This is a genomic window from Lutimaribacter saemankumensis, from assembly GCF_900100005.1.
In the GTDB taxonomy this organism is placed as follows: Bacteria; Pseudomonadota; Alphaproteobacteria; order Rhodobacterales; family Rhodobacteraceae; genus Lutimaribacter; species Lutimaribacter saemankumensis.
The window spans coordinates 1-16,677 of sequence record NZ_FNEB01000017.1; the positions used below are offsets into that span (position 1 = coordinate 1).

Consider the following 16,677-nt stretch of genomic DNA (forward strand, 5'->3'; position numbering starts at 1 on the left):
GATCTGTCGGATCGCGTCGAGACGGGACATGCCCTGTCCCATCAGCACCTCAACCTGTCGTAACTTCGAGACAATCTCTTCGGGCTTGGGTCGCCAGTTTGCCATTCTCGGTCCTCCGTTTCCTAAACATAGCGGTGGACCAGTTCAGTTGGGGAGGCTCATGGGAAAAAAGTGGACACGGATTCTCGACATGGTTGCGACTCGAGGCCCATCGCAGATTGCGAGGTGCCTCACGACGGGCGGTGTCTACAGAGCGGTGGGTGGTAGGATCAGCGTGTTGCTTTACCTGGTGTTCGGTGGGCTGATCTACCGCCCTGCAAAAAAATCTATCGGCGTGTTGATGGTACCAAGCGGCAAGGACCTGACCGAGCGCGTCGCGCGTGCGGCGGTCGAAGGTAAAATCTCACCGCATCTGGAGGCAGTTCTTCCACTGACTTCGGTGCCGGAGGCACTTCGCCGAACTGGATTGGGTGAAGTGAAAGGCAAATTGGTCATCAAGCCATAGGACGCTGCATGTCCGCGATACGGATAAGGACAATTCGGGGGCCGCACGCACCAGTGACCGTAAGGAAATGCTCCAACCCATATCTGGTGGGGCTCAACAAACGTCCAACACAACGATACCGGTCTTCTGTCCTTTTTCAACATATCGGAATGCGTCTGCGGTCTTATCCAACGGATACCTCCGGTCGAATACGCCTTGGAATTTGCCTTTGGACATCAGATCGGCAAGCTGCAGAATGAAGCCAGGCGCGTTCTCGGGAAAAGGTATTCTGACACGCCTGCTCCCCATGGCTCCATAGAACATCCCAAGAAAAATGTTAGACCAGCCTGGCCCGAGGTCAGTGGCGGAAAAAATACCGTTCTCCGCCAATAGGTGACGGCATTCAAAGAACGAAGTCTTGCCCACGGCATCGAAGACAAGATCGAACTTCTCCCCCAGTGCCCTGAAATCCTCAGTCTCGTAATTCACAACGCGGTCCGCGCCGAGCGCAACAGGTAGATCGATGTGCCGGGTTCCGACAACAGCGACCACTTGCGCTCCGCGTGCCTTGGCAAGTTGTACGGCTGCGGTGCCAATCGCTCCGGAGGCCCCGTAGATCAGGCAGCGCTTGCCCTTGGACAGAAACTGCGTCGTCCCGTTTGCATACCAGGCGCCTTCCCCGACCACAGCCTCATGATAGGGAAGGCTTCCCGGAATGTGCGCGATGGCTCCACCGGCAGGTATGCACAGATACTCAGCATGCGCTCCAAATGTATCGGGAGAAATCCCGAAGACGCGATCTCCGACGTCGAATGCACTCACATCGTCTCCGAGAAGATCGATCTCGCCAGAGAAATCCATGCCCAAGATGCTCATTTTAGGTCGGATCAGCCCCGTCATCGCGCGCGCAAAGAAGGGATGTGCCCGCAGCGTCGCGGTGTCGGTCCGGTTCACTGTGGAGGCGTGAACCTTCACACGAACCTCACTCTTCGACGGAAGCGGGCGAGGGACTGTTTGAAGCGAAAGAAGGGCCGGTGACCCGTAGCGCTCAAACACAACAGCTTTCATCGACTCACTGGCTGTCATCTTGGAACGATACCAGACTGCTGAGTGGCACGGTGATAAATTTCTGAGCCCAGCGACTAGCGGCTTTGAACCCAAAATAGACTTTGTTTTCTTGCGGCATTCTGGGCTCAGAGATGCTGTTAGCTTCTGTATGCACGAATAGCTGCTAAGCGGACTTTAATCTTCGCCCCGCGGCGAGCAAGTAGAGCGCGTCTGGACTAAATGGGCCTCCCGGTTGCCATTCAGGGCGTTGTTTTCTGGCGTCCCAGAGGATGATGCAGGGAATACCAAGCGGAATTGATCCAAGTCATCGCAGGGCGCGCCTTTATCAATATCATCATATGATGCTGTGAGGGACGTCTTTCATGCTTTTCACAAGATTTTTGCAAGTTTTTCTAGGTGCTTACCGTCCCTAAGCGGCAACGGCGACAACTCTTTAGGGCGTAGTGAACCCATATCAAACCACCGTTACAAGGACAGGATTATAGAACACGGCATTAGGGTACCAGTCCGCTCATGAAGAGCTTCATTACCTTGATAGGGCCGGATGGCTGCGCGCTGCCGTTTTGGGGGCGAATGATGGTATCGTCTCGGTCTCTTCGCTTATTGTAGGTGTCGCGGCTGCCGACCCGAGCCGCTCGGCCATCCTAATTGCCGGTGCCGCAGGTCTGGCTGCAGGAGCAATGTCGATGGCCGCGGGGGAATATGTCTCGGTCAGTTCGCAATCCGACGTTGAGCGTGCCGATATCGCTCGTGAGCGACAAGCTCTGTTCGACACACCCGAGGCGGAGGAACGGGAACTCGCTTCGATCTACGAATCTCGAGGCCTATCGTCCCAGACGGCGTCTCTGGTCGCACGAGAGCTGACAGAGAAGGATGCTTTGGGTGCGCATGTACGTGACGAATTGGGTCTGTCGGAGGTGCATGTGGCAAACCCACTTCAAGCAGCCTTCGCCTCGGGCCTGACGTTTACCCTTGCGGCCGCGGTTCCATTGGTTGCCGCCGCCCTCGCTCCCGAAGCCCGGATCATCGCCCTGGTAGTTATCGCCACCCTCGTCAGCCTTGCCGGTTTGGGGGCGCTAGGGGCCCATGCGGGAGGTGCGCCCAAGCTGCGCGCGACCATGCGGGTGCTTTTCTGGGGGGCGGCAGCAATGGCCATCACGGCGGGTGTTGGTCACCTATTTGGTGTTTCAGTCTAGATGTTTGGCTCATAACGCTGCCGCCAAGTCTGCAGAGCGATCGGCCACGCTGGACCCTCTGCTGTCATTCGCCGCGCGCCAGCGTCCGTAGGCCGTATGAATGACTGTTTTCGGGTCCTTGCTGCCGTTAGCTACCCGTGTGTCTAATGATTGCTGTGCGGACGATCGGACACGCAGGTCGCATTCAACGGTGTCTGAGTGTGGCTCATTTTGAGCGGCCAGCGATCGAAACCGATCTCGCCAGTCAACGATTGCGACCATATCTGGTCGATCCGTGAGATTTGCTCTGCCGCTATTTCCTGTGCGCGTTTTCGTATCTCAGTCAGTCGGGATGGATCGCTTAGCCGCAACTTGATATCCACGGCCTGCGGCTCTTTGATCGGCTTGCCGATTTCGCTGACCAGGAAACACTGGGCTTCGATGACGTCCGGTATCTCCTCGACAAGCGCGTGCGCGATCAGCCCGGCGACGATATTGTATAGTTTGCCAACATGCGTGATCGGGTTCTTGCCCGCGATCGATTCCATGTTCATCGGGCGGTATGGCGTGATCAATCCGTTCGCCCTGTTTCCGCGTCCGGCCTCGCCATCGTCCCCGGCCTCGGCGGACGTTCCGGTCACGGTCAGAAACACGCTTCCGCTGGTCATGTCGTCGGCTGCGTTGACGATGACCACGACCTCTCTTTCGGTGAAGTCCCCTGCGATCTGCCTTGCTATCGAGGCGACACGGTCCTTGGCCTCGCGATATTCATTCATGCCGGCCAGGAACCGATCCACGAACGCACACCCGATCGTCAGGTGTATGACCCCCGCCTTTCGGACGCCCATGATCTTGATGTCCTCTCCAATCTCCGGATTGGCTGCTTTTACCGAAGGTGAGTTCAGATGCTGCTCAACCCGCAGAACGACCGTTTCCAGCTCGCTCAGCGGCGCGTAGCCGACACCGACCGAAGTGTCATTCGCCAGCGCCTGCCCCTCGGCGCGTTGACGCAGAAACAGATCGACCAGATCGGGTGACCCTGACCGCGTCAAGGTGTGGAAAACAACGTCCCCGGCCGGGTCGAGCGCATGCATGTGCTGTCGCAGCCAGCCTGTCGCCGTTTCATGGAACAACGCCTTGACCGGCACCTTCACGCCTCTGAATTCAGAGGTGGCGCGACCGGCAACGAAGAACTCGAACGGTTGAACGACCTCGCCGCCGCCGAAGGCCGGTTTTGCGCTGCCGCCCCATAACAGCGCCTTGTCCACGTTGTGGTGCAGCACCAGACCGAACCGATCAAGGTAGAAACGGCACAGTGCCAGGCTGAACTGTTCGGTGATGGCATCGCAAATGCTGTCAGGATGACCAAGCCCCTTGCGTTCGACGATTTCCACGTCGAGCGTTTCCACCGCAGGTGTATCGAGCGTTGTAACCGTCGGCTTCATGTTTCTCGTTCCCTCCAATACCCGGCATGTCCATGTCGGCTTTCGGGCAAGGTATTCGTCCTGCTGGACAGGGCGACACCGTAGATACGATTGCCGACTGGTGGGCTTGCTGCAACATTTCGGTGTGGTGTCAGGCCCGGTTTGGCGGCCGTAAGGGCAGGAACATCCCGAAAAATACCCTCGCGCTTTCTCAGTAAAGTCCGGGGAACAGCCGATAGCGCACGCGACGCGCATAGTCCTGATAGCCGGGCAACTCCTGCTTCAACGTCCGGTCCTCCAGCGCGGTTCTGACGACCGCGATGATTGATGCCGCTGCGGCAGGTATCAGCGTCCAGACCGAATCGAGCGCAAGTACAATTCCGAACAGCGGCAAGATATTCCCGGCATATCCCGGATGCCGCACGATCCGGTACGGGCCGGTGTCACATACCACGTGCCCAAGGTCGGCCCGCACTATCGTCGCGGTGAAGAAAAAGCGGTTCTCGGCCAATGCCCATGATGCAAAGGCATATCCGAAAGCGATCATGACAAAGCCGACTGCATTCAGCCACAGCGGGAAATCCGGGGACCAGCCAAAGCGGTGGTCAAGCCCCGCCACGATGACGAGAGGGTATGCGACACTTACCGCCATCAATGGCGCGAGCACCTTGTCCCATGCCTTGGCGTTCCTGAAGTTCCCGGCATCCTGGCGTGCGGCCGTCAATCCCGGATGGCGGCGTTCCGCCCAAAATCGCCCCCCGATGCCGGCAGCCATGATCATGGGAGAAAAAAGCCACGCCTGCCACCAACCGATGTCTCCGGCACAGACAAACAGAAGCAGCGGGATCAAGAGGTACACAGCCCCCAACACGATCCAGTTGCGCGAGGACGCTGCCTGATATTCGTCATCCTTTGAACCATTGGCCGACATGACGTTCATCCTCAAATATGCAGGTGTCACCATATGACCAGCCATCTTTGCGCTGAACAAGTCGCGGTTTCAGGGCGTAAGCAGGTTTTGTCAGAGGAACTTTTCTTGAGGCGGGAAGGGGGCGTAGCCTTTCGAGATGACCAAACGCTCGCCTTTCAAGTATTTCAAAACCAGCCCCGAGATCATCCGCCTGGCAGTGATGCTCTATGTCCGGTTTCCGCTGTTACTCAGAAATGTCGAAGACCTGCTCCACGAGCGGGGCATCGATGTGAGCCATGAAACCATCCGGTTCTGGTGGAACAGGTTCGGGCCGATATTTGCGTCGGAAATCCGTCGGCGACGTGTTCAGCAGCTACGCGCCTTTTGCCGGTGGCAGTGGCAGGTGGACGAGGTCTTCGTGAAGATCAACGGCGAGCGGCAAGAGCTCTGGCGGGCCGTCGATCATGAAGGCGAGGTGCTTGAGAGCGTCGTCACGAAGCGAAGAAACAAGCGGGCTGCATTGAAAATGCTCAGGAAATTAATGCGGCGATATGGTCAGCCAGAAGTGCTGGTCACGGATCGGCTTGCTTCCTACAAAGCCGCGCTGCGCGACATGGGGTGCGAAGTCCGGCAAGCCTGTGGTCGCTGGCTGAACAACAGAGTTGAGAACTCACACCTTCCATTCCGACGAAGAGAACGAGCCATGCAGCGGTTTCGGCGCATGCGAAGTTTGCAGAAATTCGTCGCCATCCATTCCTCCATTTTCAACCACTTCAACCAGGATCGCAGCCTCTCCAAACGAGATCACTTCAAGCAGAACAGAACCGCCGCTCTGGTCGAGTGGCGCGGTCTCTGCGCGGCATAAGGGACAGCGTCGCTGTTGTCCTTGCAGAGACAAGTTCGAATTCGTCTGACAACACCGTTCAGATGTTCTATCGACACGAACGGCCCAAAGCGGTCATCAGCAGCAAGCTGCGGCGAAAGGCAGTTTTGAGCCCATATCGGACCTCGCGGTCGGGCGGAGCATTTGTCGTGATGGGCGGAAAGCGGTCACTAGCTGCCTTCTTCACCGACGACCGCTATGCGGACATAGTTGCCATTAAGTTGTGTCGGTTTCTGCCACCTGGGGGCTCAAACCCGCCGTTCGCTGCACCTCGTTCCGCTGACTGCTGTGCGGACTAAGTGGGCATAGAGCTCAGTGCTGAATGCAAAGTTCCGAACTCGTCTGTCAATACATGAAGTTTCAAGCGATATTCAGGATAAGTTCGGTATCTCTGCACCGCCTTCTTTTGCGCGGCGTGATCGGAACGCGGCGATCAATGCAGTTTCCGCTTCCGAGTATTCGGTGGCCGGATTCCAGATCAAATACATGTCGATTGGTCCGATGCCATTATAGGGGGGCAAACGCCACAGAATGCCGGCTTGTTCTAGGGCGCTGGCCAAGTGCATTGGCAAGAGCCCGATGCCGAGCCCCAATTCTGTCATCCGGATAATTTCGTCGAGATTGGTCGATGTCGCGCGCAAGCGCCCTTCGAAGACGTGTTTTTCACGGTACATCGCAAGTGGAGACAACACGCCGCCAATCTGGTCGCTCGGGTAAGAGATGAAATCGAGTGATTTCAGCGCATCCGGCGTCAGATTTGTCTGGCCATAGAGCGGATGCGTCCGTCCGCAAAAAAGACCAAAGCGCTGACGCAGGAACAGCTCCGATTTCAGGCCAAGCGTGCGTCCACGCAGCAGGCAAAGACCTAAACCGGCTGCGCCTTGCCGGACTTGCGCCCGGATGTCTGCGCTGGGCATGACGTCTATCCGCAGGGTGACGCGCGGGTTTGCGTTATGGAAATCGCGCAGAACTTCATCGAGCATCTTGGATTTCACGCGGCTTGCAAGTAACAGCCGCACATGTCCCTCGAGTACTACTTCCGCCCCGGCCGTAAGCGGCCCGAGGCGCGCGATCGAATTGTGAATTTCCTGTGCCTTTTGGTACACCAGCTTGCCAAGCGTGGTGACTTCGAAGCGTCGCGCATTTCGCTTGATGAGTGTCTGGCCCAGATGACCTTCCAGCCGCTTGAGTGCCTGACTGACGGCTGGCTGGGTCAGGTGTAGCGCTTCCGACGCGCGCCGGATCCCTTGGGCATCGACGATCGCGATGTATGTCCGAAGCAGGTTCCAATCGAGCTGTCGTGGAAATCGTTCGTAAAGGTCGAGCTCGTTTTCGGCTTTGGCTTTTTTGCTCATGCACTTAGTCAGCCTTAGTATAATTCTGGCTTATATTTACATTACAAATTATCGATTTCCATTATTTATTTGCCTGCGCTTAACCTTGAGAGATACCGCACCGCCGCACTTGAGAAGGCCAAGGCAGGCGGGATGCAGACTTTTGACCAGGAGGCCTGAAGTTGGCGAAGGGAAGTAAGCGAACCGGTTGGGTTTATTCGGAAATCTTCAACTGGCATGACACGGGCCGTTACAACATGCTCTGGGCGCCAAGCCTGAGCGTTCAGCCCGGCCAGCACGTTGAGAATGAAGAAACCAAACGGAGGTTCTACAATTTGCTGGAAGTCTCCCAACTCGCCGAACACGTCACGCGCATCAGGCCGCGCCCGGCCACGGATAAAGAACTGTTGCGCTTCCATACGCCGGCCCATCTGGCGCACCTCCAGCAGGTTTGTGACGCGGGCGGGGGCGAGGCAGGGGGCAAGACGCATGTCGGCGCCGCGAGCTTCGATATAGCGCGGCTGGCGGCAGGTGGCGTTCTGGAAGCAGTCGACGCCGTAATTGAAGGTCGTGTGGACAACGCCTATGTCCTGTGCCGCCCGCCTGGTCATCATGCCGAAGCAGAACTCGTCACCGGGTTTTGTCTACTGGCCAATGGCGTGTTGGGCGTGAAGCACGCCCGGGAGGTTCACGGTCTGAAGCGTATCGCTGTGGTGGACTGGGATGTTCACCACGGGAACGGCGCGGAGACGGCCTTTCTCGATGATCCGGATGTTCTGACCATCTCGCTGCATCAGGACAATCTCTTTCCCCCCGACCGGGGCGGTTTTGAGGTGGTCGGCGGGAGCTGTGCGCAGGGCAGCAACATCAACGTCCCGCTTCCGCCGGGCTCGGGAAGCGGTGCCTACCGGGCTGCTTTCGATCAGATCGTGGTGCCCGCGCTTGAGCAATTTGCGCCGGAGATGATTTTCGTGGCCTCGGGGTTCGACGCTGCTGCGATGGATCCCTTGGGGCACATGATGCTGTCGTCCGAGGACTTCCATTACATGGCCGAGTGTTTGCTTAAGGTCGCAGATCAGTTTTGCGCCGGCCGGATCGTGATGACCCATGAGGGCGGCTACTCGGCGGGTTATGTGCCTTACTGCGGTCTCGCGGTCATTGAAGCCATGACGGGCCGGAATGCTGGGATAGAGGACCCGTTCCGCGACTACATTGTCAACTACGGCGCTCAGGATCTTCAACCGCATCAACAAGCAGCCATAGACGCAGTCCTTCTCACCCATCAACTGAAACAGGCTGCCGAATAGACCTGTGCCTCAACAAGGAGTGGAACTATGACAGATACTAACAAGACAACGACCATGCCAACTCGCAGAAACTTCCTGCGCACTGCTGCACTCGGTGGCGCTGGCTCCGCTGCGATGCTGGCAAGCCTCAACAGTGCGGCACGTGCCCAAAGCAGCGAGCCGATCGTTATCGGGGCACCTCTGCCGATCACGGGCGCAGTGGCCGCGGACGGGATCGAATTCCAGCGCGGGCTGGAAATGGCCACGGCAGAAATCAACGAATTGGGTGGCATCCTTGGCCGCCCGCTCGAACTCGTTGTGGAAGATACCGCCTCGGGCGGCGATGATCTAATCTCCAGCGCGGGCCAGCGTCTTGTCGATCGCAGCAATGCCAGCGTTCTGATCTCGGGCTATAACCTCGGCTCGAACACGGCGCTCCCGGAGATCGCTGCAGATGCCTCTCTTATATACATGCATGCCGATACAGTCGTGCGGCACAACGAGTTGATCCGCGAAGACCCGGCGCGCTATTGGGGCTCTTTCCAGTACGATCCGGCGGAAATCTACTATGGCATCGGGTATCTGGACTACATCAAAAACCTGGTCGAAAGCGGGCAATTCACCCCATCGAACAACAAGATTGCGGTCATTACAGGTCCAATCGCGTATTCCATCAACATCGCTAACGCGATCCGGGAAAATGCTGCTGAGTACGGCTTCGAGGTCTCGCTGTACGAAAGTGTGCAGGCACCAATCAGCGAATGGGGACCGACGCTCGCCAAGCTGCGCGAAGACCCGCCGGGCTTTATCGCGGTCACGCATTTCTTCCCGCAGGATCAGGCACAGTTCATGCTTCAGTTCATGAACAACCCGACCCCTAGCCTCATTTACATGCAATACGGCGCATCTCTTGCCGCCTTCCGAGACATCGCGGGCGATGCTTCCGAGGGCGTGCTGTACGCGACGGTGATCGGCGCACTGCAAGATGAGATCGGGCTTGGCTTCTCTGAGAAATATCTCGCTGCCTTCGGCGACAATGCCTCGGTCAACTCCGGGGGACAGACCTACTCAGCGCTCCACGCTTATGCAATTGCGGCCGCGCTTGCCGGCGGGGCAGGGGCGGCCTACGAGGAAGAGCAAAACAGGCTGATTGCGGATCGGCTGCGGACGCTCATCTTCCGCTCACCCATGGGCACTATGCGTATGGACCCTGAGACACAATCGGCGTTCTGCTATCCGAGCCAGACAAACGATCCTTCGCTGGGTATGCCTCATATCTTCAGCCAGATCCAGAACAAGAACGAAAACGGCTACATCATCGCGCCTACGCCCTATGATGTCGCTGCGTTCAAAACACCGTCCTGGATGGGTTAACGCAAAGGTGCGCTGGTGACTGACAAGGCTCTCCCAGTCCTCGAAGCCCGTGCGGTGGCGAAGCACTACGGTGCGCTCGCCGCCGTCGACGGTATTGATCTGAAGGTCATGCCTGGTCAGACCATTGGTATAGGAGGGCCGAACGGGGCGGGGAAGACAACTTTCTTCGATCTCATTTCGGGCTTCATCCCCGTGACCAAGGGTGAGGTGCTATTCATGGGAGAACCCATCAAGGGACTGCCAGCGCACCACCTCGCCCGGGCCGGACTGGTCAGAACCTTTCAGGTCACCAGCGGGTTCACCTCTCTGACCGTATGGCAGAACATGATGGCCTCGGTAATTTTCGGTGCGCGCGATACAAAGCCAGGACTGCTTTTCAACCGAGGTAACCGCGCGCGGGTCGAGACCACGCTCGAGGCGTTTGGCCTTTCTGATCTCGCCAGCGCCCGCGTCGAGGATATTCCTGCGCTCGCGCGCAAGAAGCTGATGGTCGCAACAGCCATCGTGCACGAACCAAAAGTTCTGCTCCTAGATGAACCTGTCAGCGGGCTCATGCCGTCCGAGGTGGATGAGTTCATATCCCTGATGCACGAGATACGGGCGCGCGGCACGACGCTTGTGTTCATTGAGCATGTGATGCGGTTTCTCACAAGTGTCGCGGATAGGGCTCTCATAATGCATCAAGGCAAACTTATATATGATGGCCCCCCGTCGGGCATTGGCCGTGATGAAACTGTGCGCTCGGTCTATCTGGGCGGCGCGGCGTACGGTCTGGAGACGGAGACCGGTCATGGCTGACCTTCTGTCCGTTCGTAATCTCTGTTCGGGATATGGGCATATCCCGGTTTTGCACGATGTGAGCTTTTCGCTTCCTAGAGAGGGCGTGAGCGCGATTATCGGACCAAATGGTCACGGCAAGACAACCCTCTTACGGACGCTGTCCGGATTGAACCGCAGCTGGAGCGGGCAGATCGAGTTTGATGGTGCTCCTATTCCGCAAAGTGTTGAAGCGCGGGCCCGAGCAGGACTGGTGCATGTGCCGCAAGGCGATCAGCTCTTCATGGACATGACGGTCATGGAAAACCTGGCCATGGGCGCATATGCGCGCCCGAAAGGGTATGATCTGCAGACAGGTTTTGCAGAAGTTTTCGACCTCTTCCCGCGTCTGGCCGAACGACGTCAGCAGCGGGTGTCCTCCCTTTCAGGGGGGGAGCGGCGCATGGTGGGGATCGGCCGTGGCATGATGGCTGGCGGAAAGCTCCTGATGATCGACGAGCCCTCGCTCGGCCTAGCGCCGATCGTTATCGAGCAGGTTTATGACGCGCTGAGAAAACTGGCCTCAACCGGCGCCGCGATCCTCGTTGTGGAGGAAAACCCCAGCCGTATCGAAACTGTTGCGGAGCGCTTTTTCCTCATGGATGGAGGCAAATTCGAGTGGACCGGGGATACAGAGGCCCTGCGAAATTCCAGCGACATCGTCGCGACTTATCTTGGAGGATAAGGTATGGAGGCGATTTTCCAGATCATTGTTAGCGGGCTTACGCTAGGGGCGATGTATGCCTTGGGCTCAGTGGGGCTAGCCCTGACCTATGGCACGATGCGCATGTTCAACATGGCGCATGGAGTGTTCATGGCGATCGGTGCTTACGGGGCCTTTTTCGCTGCCGACGTACTTGGGTTACCCATTCTGCTCGCGCTGCTTGGCGGGATCGTGCTGGGCGGTGTGGTTGGCGCGCTGCTCCACCTTCTGGTCGTCCGCTTCATGCTGGATACGAAAGACTTTGAAATCAACATTTTGGTGGCCACCGCGGGTGTTGGTATTCTGCTCCAAGACTTGCTTCTGAAACTCTTCGGAGCATATCCGTTCCGCCAGCCTGTGCAGATTGAGGGAACTGTCGAGCTTGGTGGCGTCGTCATTCCGGTCCAGTCGCTGGCCATTCTGTTTGTAGGTTTTACACTGATATCAGCCATAGCGTGGGGCTTGACGCGAACTTCCTTCGGACTTTCCATACGAGCAACGGCAATGAACCGTGATGCGGCGCGTTTGATGGGGGTGAATGCCACGGCCACCTACCTTCAGGTTCTTATCATCGCCGGAATGCTCGCCGGCGCCGCTGGCGTGATGATCTCGTCGATCTCGACGCTTTCACCGGATATGGGCACGAACCCCGCCATCCGCGCATTCGTGATCTGCGTCGTTGCCGGGCTGGGAAGTGTGGGCGGCGCAGGGATAACGGCCCTTGCATTGGGCCTAATTGAGGCAGCGGTTCAATATTACATCGGCGCGCGTTTCGGCTTGCCGCTGATGCTGGCTCTTGTTGTGATCGTGCTGGTCCGCAGGCCGGCAGGATTGTTCGGACGCGAAGAGGTCGTGCGGTCATGATGAACGATGTGCGCAACAACGTCGTCGGAGGGCTTCTGCTGTTCTTCGCGCTGGCCTGTGCTCCCGCACTGGTCGGTGAGCGCTACCTGCTCAACGAAATGATCGTCTTTCTTATATGGGCCTCCGTGGCTGTCCAATGGAATGTGCTGACCGGCCATGCAGGCGTTTTCTCGCTAGGGCAGATGCTGCTGTTTGCAATCGGTGCCTACACGGTCGCAATGACTAATACTTACCTCGGTATCTCGCCTTGGTTTGCGATGCCCATCGGCGCAACGGTGGCCGCCCTGGCGGCAGTGCTCATCGGGCTTGCCTGCCTGCGACTGGCCGCGGCATATGTCGCCCTGCTGACCTTCGCGATTTCCTACATGGTCTATGTGCTGATCATCACGGAAACCGAGTGCTTCACCACTGTGGGCGGCGGCTGCCAGCGCTTTTTTGGCGGCACATCGGGGTTCAGCCGGATTGACGACTTGGGCTTTCGCAAACTGCTCAGGGGCGACTGGATCGTGGGGAACTACTACATGATCCTAGGTATCTTTGCTTTGTCCTTCCTCGCCTCAATCATCGTGATCCACGGCCGCCTGGGCCTAGCCTTTCGCGCCTTGGCTGACAGCCCCGTTTACGCCGCTGCACGCGGGCTTGACCGGACGAAGTTCCGCATTGTCGCGTTTGTTTTCTCGGCCTTTTTCACAGGGCTCACCGGGGCCGCATATGCCGCACATTTCCGCACTGCAGGGCCGAGCCTGTTCGACTTCTCGACACTGCTGTTTATCCTCGCGATGGTGATCGTAGGTGGCTTGCGGTCCACCTGGGGCCCGGTCGTGGGGGCCGCGCTCATGATGGGCATGGTAGAGATTGCCAAGGACATGGGCGAGATCCGCAACACTATGATCGGTCTCGTGATCGTGCTGTTCGTTGTCCTGATGCCCGACGGTATCGCGGGGCTTTCGCGCAGAGTCGTGTCCCGATTTCGGAAAACCAATGATGCCAAGGAGGCTTCCTGATGTATGACACGATAATTCTGGGTGCCGGTTCGGCAGGATGTGTGATGGCCAACCGTCTGACCGAGGATCCGAATCGTAAGGTATTGCTTCTGGAAGCCGGTGGAGATGCGCCGATCAATTCCAAGGTGCCGTCGGACTGGATCACGCTTTTCAATACCGAGTACGACTGGAGCTATCACACCGTGGCTCAGGCCGGCTGCCGCGGGCGACGTATTTTCTGGCCGCGCGGGAAAATGGTCGGCGGCTCGGGTGCGATGAATGCGATGATCTATATTCGCGGATTGCCGTCGGACTTCGAAGGGTGGGCCAATAACGAAGGCTGTCCGCGCTGGGGCTGGGATGGGATGCTGAAGGAATTCATCACCTCTGAAAACAACGCCCAGCTTGGCAACGACCCGTTTCATGGATCGGACGGCCCGTTGCATGTCGAGAATCCTACCTATTCGCATCCCTATGAACAGGCATGGATCGATGCAGGGGTTGCGGCAGGCTACCCGGCCAACTCTGATTTTAACGGTGTGCAGCAAGAAGGGTTTGGCTATTTTCAGCTGCTCATCAGAGATGGTGTGCGCGCGGGGCCCAATCGCGCCTACCTCGATCCGGTGATGGATCGCCCGAACCTGACTTTGGAACGGCATGTGCGCATCATCCGGATTATCATCGAGAAAGAGCGCGCGGTTGGCGTCGAAATTTTGCGCAATGGCAGGCCCGAGCGGGTGCGCGCTGAAAACGGGGTGGTACTTGCTACGGGGGCGATCAACACGCCGCATCTGCTGATGCTTTCGGGTGTCGGGCCCGCAGACCAACTGAAAGCGCATGGAATCGAAACACTTGTCAACAGCCCCGAGGTTGGTCAGCATTTGCAGGATCATATAAGCGTGCCAATCTCCTACTACACCAAGGAGTCGACGGGCGTCGGAGCTTGGGACGAAGCGTTCCTCGAGGACAGTTTCGCGCAATGGGAAAAGGATGGTACCGGTCCGCGCAGCGTGCCATGGGCAGCAGCTGGTGCGCATGTTGCGACCGAAGGAGCCGATGAGCCGGATTTGCAGCTTTACGGCGTCGTGAGCCCGCACAGGGACTATGGCCGTTTTCTCGCCGACAAGCCCGGCATGACCCTGCACGCAGTGTTGCAACGCCCCAAGAGTGAGGGCGAGATCCGGCTGGCCTCCGCAGACCCGATCAGTGATCCGCTCGTAGATCCCAAATATTTCAGCTCCGATCCTTCCGGACAGGATTTGCAAAAACTGGTCGAGGGTTTGCGCATCCAGAGGCGTGTCGCTCAGAGCGCACCACTGGCCGATCTGCTTGACGGTGAAATGCAGCCAAGCGCGGGGTGTCAGAGCGACGATGAACTCAAAGATCACGTGCGCGGTCACTGCATGACGCTTTACCATGCTGCTGGAACCTGTCGGATGGGGAATGATGCTTCTGCTGTTGTCGATAGTGACACGCTGCGCGTGAACGGGATCGAAAACCTTTTTATCGGGGACGCATCCGTCATGCCGCGCATGATTTCCGGGAATATCCAGGCAACTGTTATCGCTATTGCCGAAAGAGCTGCGCGCTCGATCCGGAACAGTGGTCGCGGTTTCTGAAGGGCTTTGTCGGTCTTGTCAGAGGAACTTGTCTTGAGGCGGGCAGGGGTGTTTCGTAGCCTCTCGAGATGACCAAGCGCTCGCCTTTCAAGTACTTCAAAACCAGCCCTGAGATCATCCGCCTGGCGGTGATGCTCTATGTCCGGTTCCCGTTGTCACTCCGCAACGTCGAGGATCTGCTGCACGAACGCGGCATCGACGTCAGTCATGAAACCATCCGGTTCTGGTGGAACCGGTTTGGCCCGATGTTTGCATCTGAAATCCGTCGGCGGCGTGTGCAGAAGCTGCGTGCATTCTCGCCATGGCAATGGCATGTCGACGAGGTCTTCGTGAAGATCAACGGCGAGCGGCACTATCTTTGGCGGGCCGTCGATCACGAAGGTGAGGTTCTAGAGAGCGTCGTCACGAAGCGGCGCAACAAGCGCGCCGCATTGAAAATGCTCAGGAAATTGATGCGACGATATGGTCAACCAGAGGTCCTTGTCACGGATCGGTTTGCTTCCTACAAAGCCGCACTTCGCGACTTGGGGTGCGGTGATTTGCAGGAATGTGGTCGCTGGCTCAACAACCGCGTTGAGAATTCGCACCTGCCGTTTCGAAGACGAGAACGAGCAATGCAGCGCTTCCGGAGAATGCGAAGTCTGCAGAAATTCGTCGCCGTCCACTCTTCTGTCTTCAATCACTTCAACCAGGATCGTAGCCTCTCCAAACGGGACCACTTCAAGCAGAACAGAACCGCTGCTCTCATCGAGTGGCGCGGTCTCTTCGCGGCATAAGGGACAGCGTCACTGTCCTTGCAGAGACGAGTTCGAATTAGTCTGACAGCACCCCTCAAGAAATTCGATGAGTTGATTCCTCTTAAGTAGTGGAGAGCATACCTCCGAAGAGGTTTTTTAGAAGCCATCGTTTCGCTTTTTTAGATAGCTTCGTCGTAGAATTAGTAGGCGCACTTGGTGGGCAATTAGGCGTGTCGAACTGATCGTAGCGCGGTTTGTTGTCATTACAGTCGAAAGATACATCGACGACCGCGCCGTGCAAAGTAGCTGCCGTTAGCTGCGATCAAGGCACATATGGGTCGAGATATGCACATCAATTCCAGGCTACGATGTCGATCTCTACATCGAAACCAGTGTTATCTCGTTGCTTGGCATCTTCATGGGACGTTCGACCTTTGAACGAGAGGACGAACTGGGCAAGCTCTAATACAGCGGCGACGTGCTATTGTCGCGGACAATTGGCCGCTGGTTGCGCCCGCACAATTATGCATCGTTCGATGGGATCAGACAGTTACCTGACACTAGGAGGCACCAGGGAAGAAATGTGGGGTGAAAGTCCTTCTCCCAAAATTTCGGCTTTTGGGGCAATCTTGATTACTGGTCCAGACGATAAAGAGTGTGATTTTCGGATAGTCGCCTTCAGCCCTTGGGGAATGGTTTGAGGCTTTGCATCCAGGGTTGAGCACTGGAAGCGTTCTGCTGTGACGAAAGGTTGATAATGCATGGTTCGCATTCCTGAGGCGGCGTGGCCGGCCTTTGCCTTTTTGGCAAAAGACCGGCTGTTAGAAGATTGCTCCGCGCCTACGGGGTCAGGTCGAGTGCTTCTACCACGCGGCTATATGGCAAGCCGGCGGTGTCGTTCAATCGCTGGACCTGCTCTGCACTTTCGCCTTCGAAAAGGCACATGCAGCGGCCGTCTTCGGGTGCGAAAGTCGAGCGGATATAGCTGATTTTTTCGCCCGCGCCCGACATCTTTTC

Annotated in this window: 16 protein-coding genes; 11 read left to right on the forward strand and 5 right to left on the reverse strand. The window is 57.4% G+C overall.

The window, feature by feature from the left end; genetic code table 11:
* Nucleotides 1-160 precede the first annotated feature (160 nt).
* Nucleotides 161-505 carry a zinc-binding dehydrogenase gene (locus BLT50_RS18020; protein ID WP_175491530.1) on the forward strand — a complete coding sequence of 115 codons (345 nt, stop codon included), beginning with the start codon at nt 161-163 and terminating at the stop codon, nt 503-505.
* A 93-nt stretch (nt 506-598) separates the two neighbouring features.
* Here the strand turns inward: BLT50_RS18020 and BLT50_RS18025 are convergent, their stop codons facing one another.
* Nucleotides 599-1,570, reverse strand: a complete 972-nt coding sequence (locus BLT50_RS18025) for an NAD(P)-dependent alcohol dehydrogenase (protein ID WP_342706714.1) — start codon at nt 1,568-1,570, stop codon at nt 599-601.
* A gap of 530 nt (nt 1,571-2,100) precedes the next feature.
* Between BLT50_RS18025 and BLT50_RS18030 the strand changes: the two genes are divergently transcribed.
* Complete coding sequence (locus tag BLT50_RS18030; protein WP_090030579.1) at nt 2,101-2,748, forward strand: VIT1/CCC1 transporter family protein; 648 nt, start codon at nt 2,101-2,103, stop codon at nt 2,746-2,748.
* Between the two features lie 143 nt (nt 2,749-2,891).
* On the opposite strand, the gene BLT50_RS18035 is transcribed toward BLT50_RS18030, so the two are convergent.
* Both BLT50_RS18035 and BLT50_RS18040 read right to left on the reverse strand, forming a co-directional pair.
* Nucleotides 2,892-4,172, reverse strand: a complete 1,281-nt coding sequence (locus tag BLT50_RS18035; RefSeq protein WP_090030581.1) for a methionine adenosyltransferase — start codon at nt 4,170-4,172, stop codon at nt 2,892-2,894.
* Between the two features lie 190 nt (nt 4,173-4,362).
* A complete protein-coding gene (locus BLT50_RS18040) occupies nt 4,363-5,127 on the reverse strand; it encodes a methyltransferase family protein (protein ID WP_217629252.1) in 765 nt (254 codons plus the stop codon).
* A gap of 91 nt (nt 5,128-5,218) precedes the next feature.
* Between BLT50_RS18040 and BLT50_RS18045 the strand changes: the two genes are divergently transcribed.
* On the forward strand, nt 5,219-5,926 hold the full coding sequence (locus tag BLT50_RS18045) for an IS6 family transposase (protein ID WP_090030583.1): 708 nt from the start codon (nt 5,219-5,221) through the stop codon (nt 5,924-5,926).
* 389 nt (nt 5,927-6,315) lie between these two features.
* Here BLT50_RS18045 and BLT50_RS18050 read toward each other — a convergent pair whose 3' ends face one another.
* Nucleotides 6,316-7,299, reverse strand: coding sequence for a LysR family transcriptional regulator (locus BLT50_RS18050; RefSeq protein ID WP_090030585.1), 984 nt, complete (start codon nt 7,297-7,299; stop codon nt 6,316-6,318).
* 161 nt (nt 7,300-7,460) lie between these two features.
* Between BLT50_RS18050 and BLT50_RS18055 the strand changes: the two genes are divergently transcribed.
* The 8 genes from BLT50_RS18055 (at nt 7,461) to BLT50_RS18090 (ending at nt 15,699) form a co-directional block, all read left to right on the forward strand.
* Nucleotides 7,461-8,585, forward strand: a complete 1,125-nt coding sequence (locus BLT50_RS18055; protein ID WP_245723457.1) for a class II histone deacetylase — start codon at nt 7,461-7,463, stop codon at nt 8,583-8,585.
* A 27-nt stretch (nt 8,586-8,612) separates the two neighbouring features.
* Nucleotides 8,613-9,938 (forward strand): ABC transporter substrate-binding protein, encoded by a 1,326-nt coding sequence (locus tag BLT50_RS18060; protein ID WP_090030590.1) that lies wholly within the window; start codon nt 8,613-8,615, stop codon nt 9,936-9,938.
* 15 nt (nt 9,939-9,953) lie between these two features.
* Complete coding sequence (locus BLT50_RS18065; protein WP_245723458.1) at nt 9,954-10,736, forward strand: ABC transporter ATP-binding protein; 783 nt, start codon at nt 9,954-9,956, stop codon at nt 10,734-10,736.
* The gene (locus BLT50_RS18070) at nt 10,729-11,439 is read left to right on the forward strand and encodes an ABC transporter ATP-binding protein (protein WP_090030592.1); all 711 of its coding nucleotides are present in this window, start codon (nt 10,729-10,731) and stop codon (nt 11,437-11,439) included. Before BLT50_RS18065 ends, BLT50_RS18070 begins: the two co-directional genes overlap by 8 nt.
* A gap of 3 nt (nt 11,440-11,442) precedes the next feature.
* Nucleotides 11,443-12,321: a branched-chain amino acid ABC transporter permease gene (locus tag BLT50_RS18075; RefSeq protein ID WP_090030594.1), complete on the forward strand. Its 879-nt coding sequence runs from the start codon at nt 11,443-11,445 to the stop codon at nt 12,319-12,321.
* On the forward strand, nt 12,318-13,325 hold the full coding sequence (locus tag BLT50_RS18080) for a branched-chain amino acid ABC transporter permease (RefSeq protein WP_245723459.1): 1,008 nt from the start codon (nt 12,318-12,320) through the stop codon (nt 13,323-13,325). The genes BLT50_RS18075 and BLT50_RS18080 overlap by 4 nt, the downstream gene beginning before the upstream one ends.
* Nucleotides 13,325-14,923, forward strand: coding sequence for a GMC family oxidoreductase (locus BLT50_RS18085; RefSeq protein ID WP_090030597.1), 1,599 nt, complete (start codon nt 13,325-13,327; stop codon nt 14,921-14,923). The genes BLT50_RS18080 and BLT50_RS18085 overlap by 1 nt, the downstream gene beginning before the upstream one ends.
* 68 nt (nt 14,924-14,991) lie before the next feature.
* Nucleotides 14,992-15,699, forward strand: a complete 708-nt coding sequence (locus tag BLT50_RS18090) for an IS6 family transposase (protein ID WP_090030599.1) — start codon at nt 14,992-14,994, stop codon at nt 15,697-15,699.
* Between the two features lie 801 nt (nt 15,700-16,500).
* Here the strand turns inward: BLT50_RS18090 and BLT50_RS19815 are convergent.
* On the reverse strand, nt 16,501-16,671 hold the full coding sequence (locus BLT50_RS19815) for a nickel-binding protein (protein ID WP_090030614.1): 171 nt from the start codon (nt 16,669-16,671) through the stop codon (nt 16,501-16,503).
* Between the last annotated feature and the right edge of the window lie 6 nt (nt 16,672-16,677).

What these genes read in the sequence shown, in the direction of transcription:
- BLT50_RS18020 (WP_175491530.1), top strand. Translation starts at nt 161, where the DNA reads ATGGGAAAAAAGTGGACACGGATTCTCGACATGGTTGCGACTCGAGGC.
- BLT50_RS18025 (WP_342706714.1), bottom strand. Translation starts at nt 1,570, where the DNA reads ATGACAGCCAGTGAGTCGATGAAAGCTGTTGTGTTTGAGCGCTACGGG.
- BLT50_RS18035 (WP_090030581.1), bottom strand. Translation starts at nt 4,172, where the DNA reads ATGAAGCCGACGGTTACAACGCTCGATACACCTGCGGTGGAAACGCTC.
- BLT50_RS18040 (WP_217629252.1), bottom strand. Translation starts at nt 5,127, where the DNA reads ATGGCTGGTCATATGGTGACACCTGCATATTTGAGGATGAACGTCATG.
- BLT50_RS18045 (WP_090030583.1), top strand. Translation starts at nt 5,219, where the DNA reads ATGACCAAACGCTCGCCTTTCAAGTATTTCAAAACCAGCCCCGAGATC.
- BLT50_RS18050 (WP_090030585.1), bottom strand. Translation starts at nt 7,299, where the DNA reads ATGAGCAAAAAAGCCAAAGCCGAAAACGAGCTCGACCTTTACGAACGA.
- BLT50_RS18060 (WP_090030590.1), top strand. Translation starts at nt 8,613, where the DNA reads ATGACAGATACTAACAAGACAACGACCATGCCAACTCGCAGAAACTTC.
- BLT50_RS18070 (WP_090030592.1), top strand. Translation starts at nt 10,729, where the DNA reads ATGGCTGACCTTCTGTCCGTTCGTAATCTCTGTTCGGGATATGGGCAT.
- BLT50_RS18075 (WP_090030594.1), top strand. Translation starts at nt 11,443, where the DNA reads ATGGAGGCGATTTTCCAGATCATTGTTAGCGGGCTTACGCTAGGGGCG.
- BLT50_RS18080 (WP_245723459.1), top strand. Translation starts at nt 12,318, where the DNA reads ATGATGAACGATGTGCGCAACAACGTCGTCGGAGGGCTTCTGCTGTTC.
- BLT50_RS18085 (WP_090030597.1), top strand. Translation starts at nt 13,325, where the DNA reads ATGTATGACACGATAATTCTGGGTGCCGGTTCGGCAGGATGTGTGATG.
- BLT50_RS18090 (WP_090030599.1), top strand. Translation starts at nt 14,992, where the DNA reads ATGACCAAGCGCTCGCCTTTCAAGTACTTCAAAACCAGCCCTGAGATC.
- BLT50_RS19815 (WP_090030614.1), bottom strand. Translation starts at nt 16,671, where the DNA reads ATGTCGGGCGCGGGCGAAAAAATCAGCTATATCCGCTCGACTTTCGCA.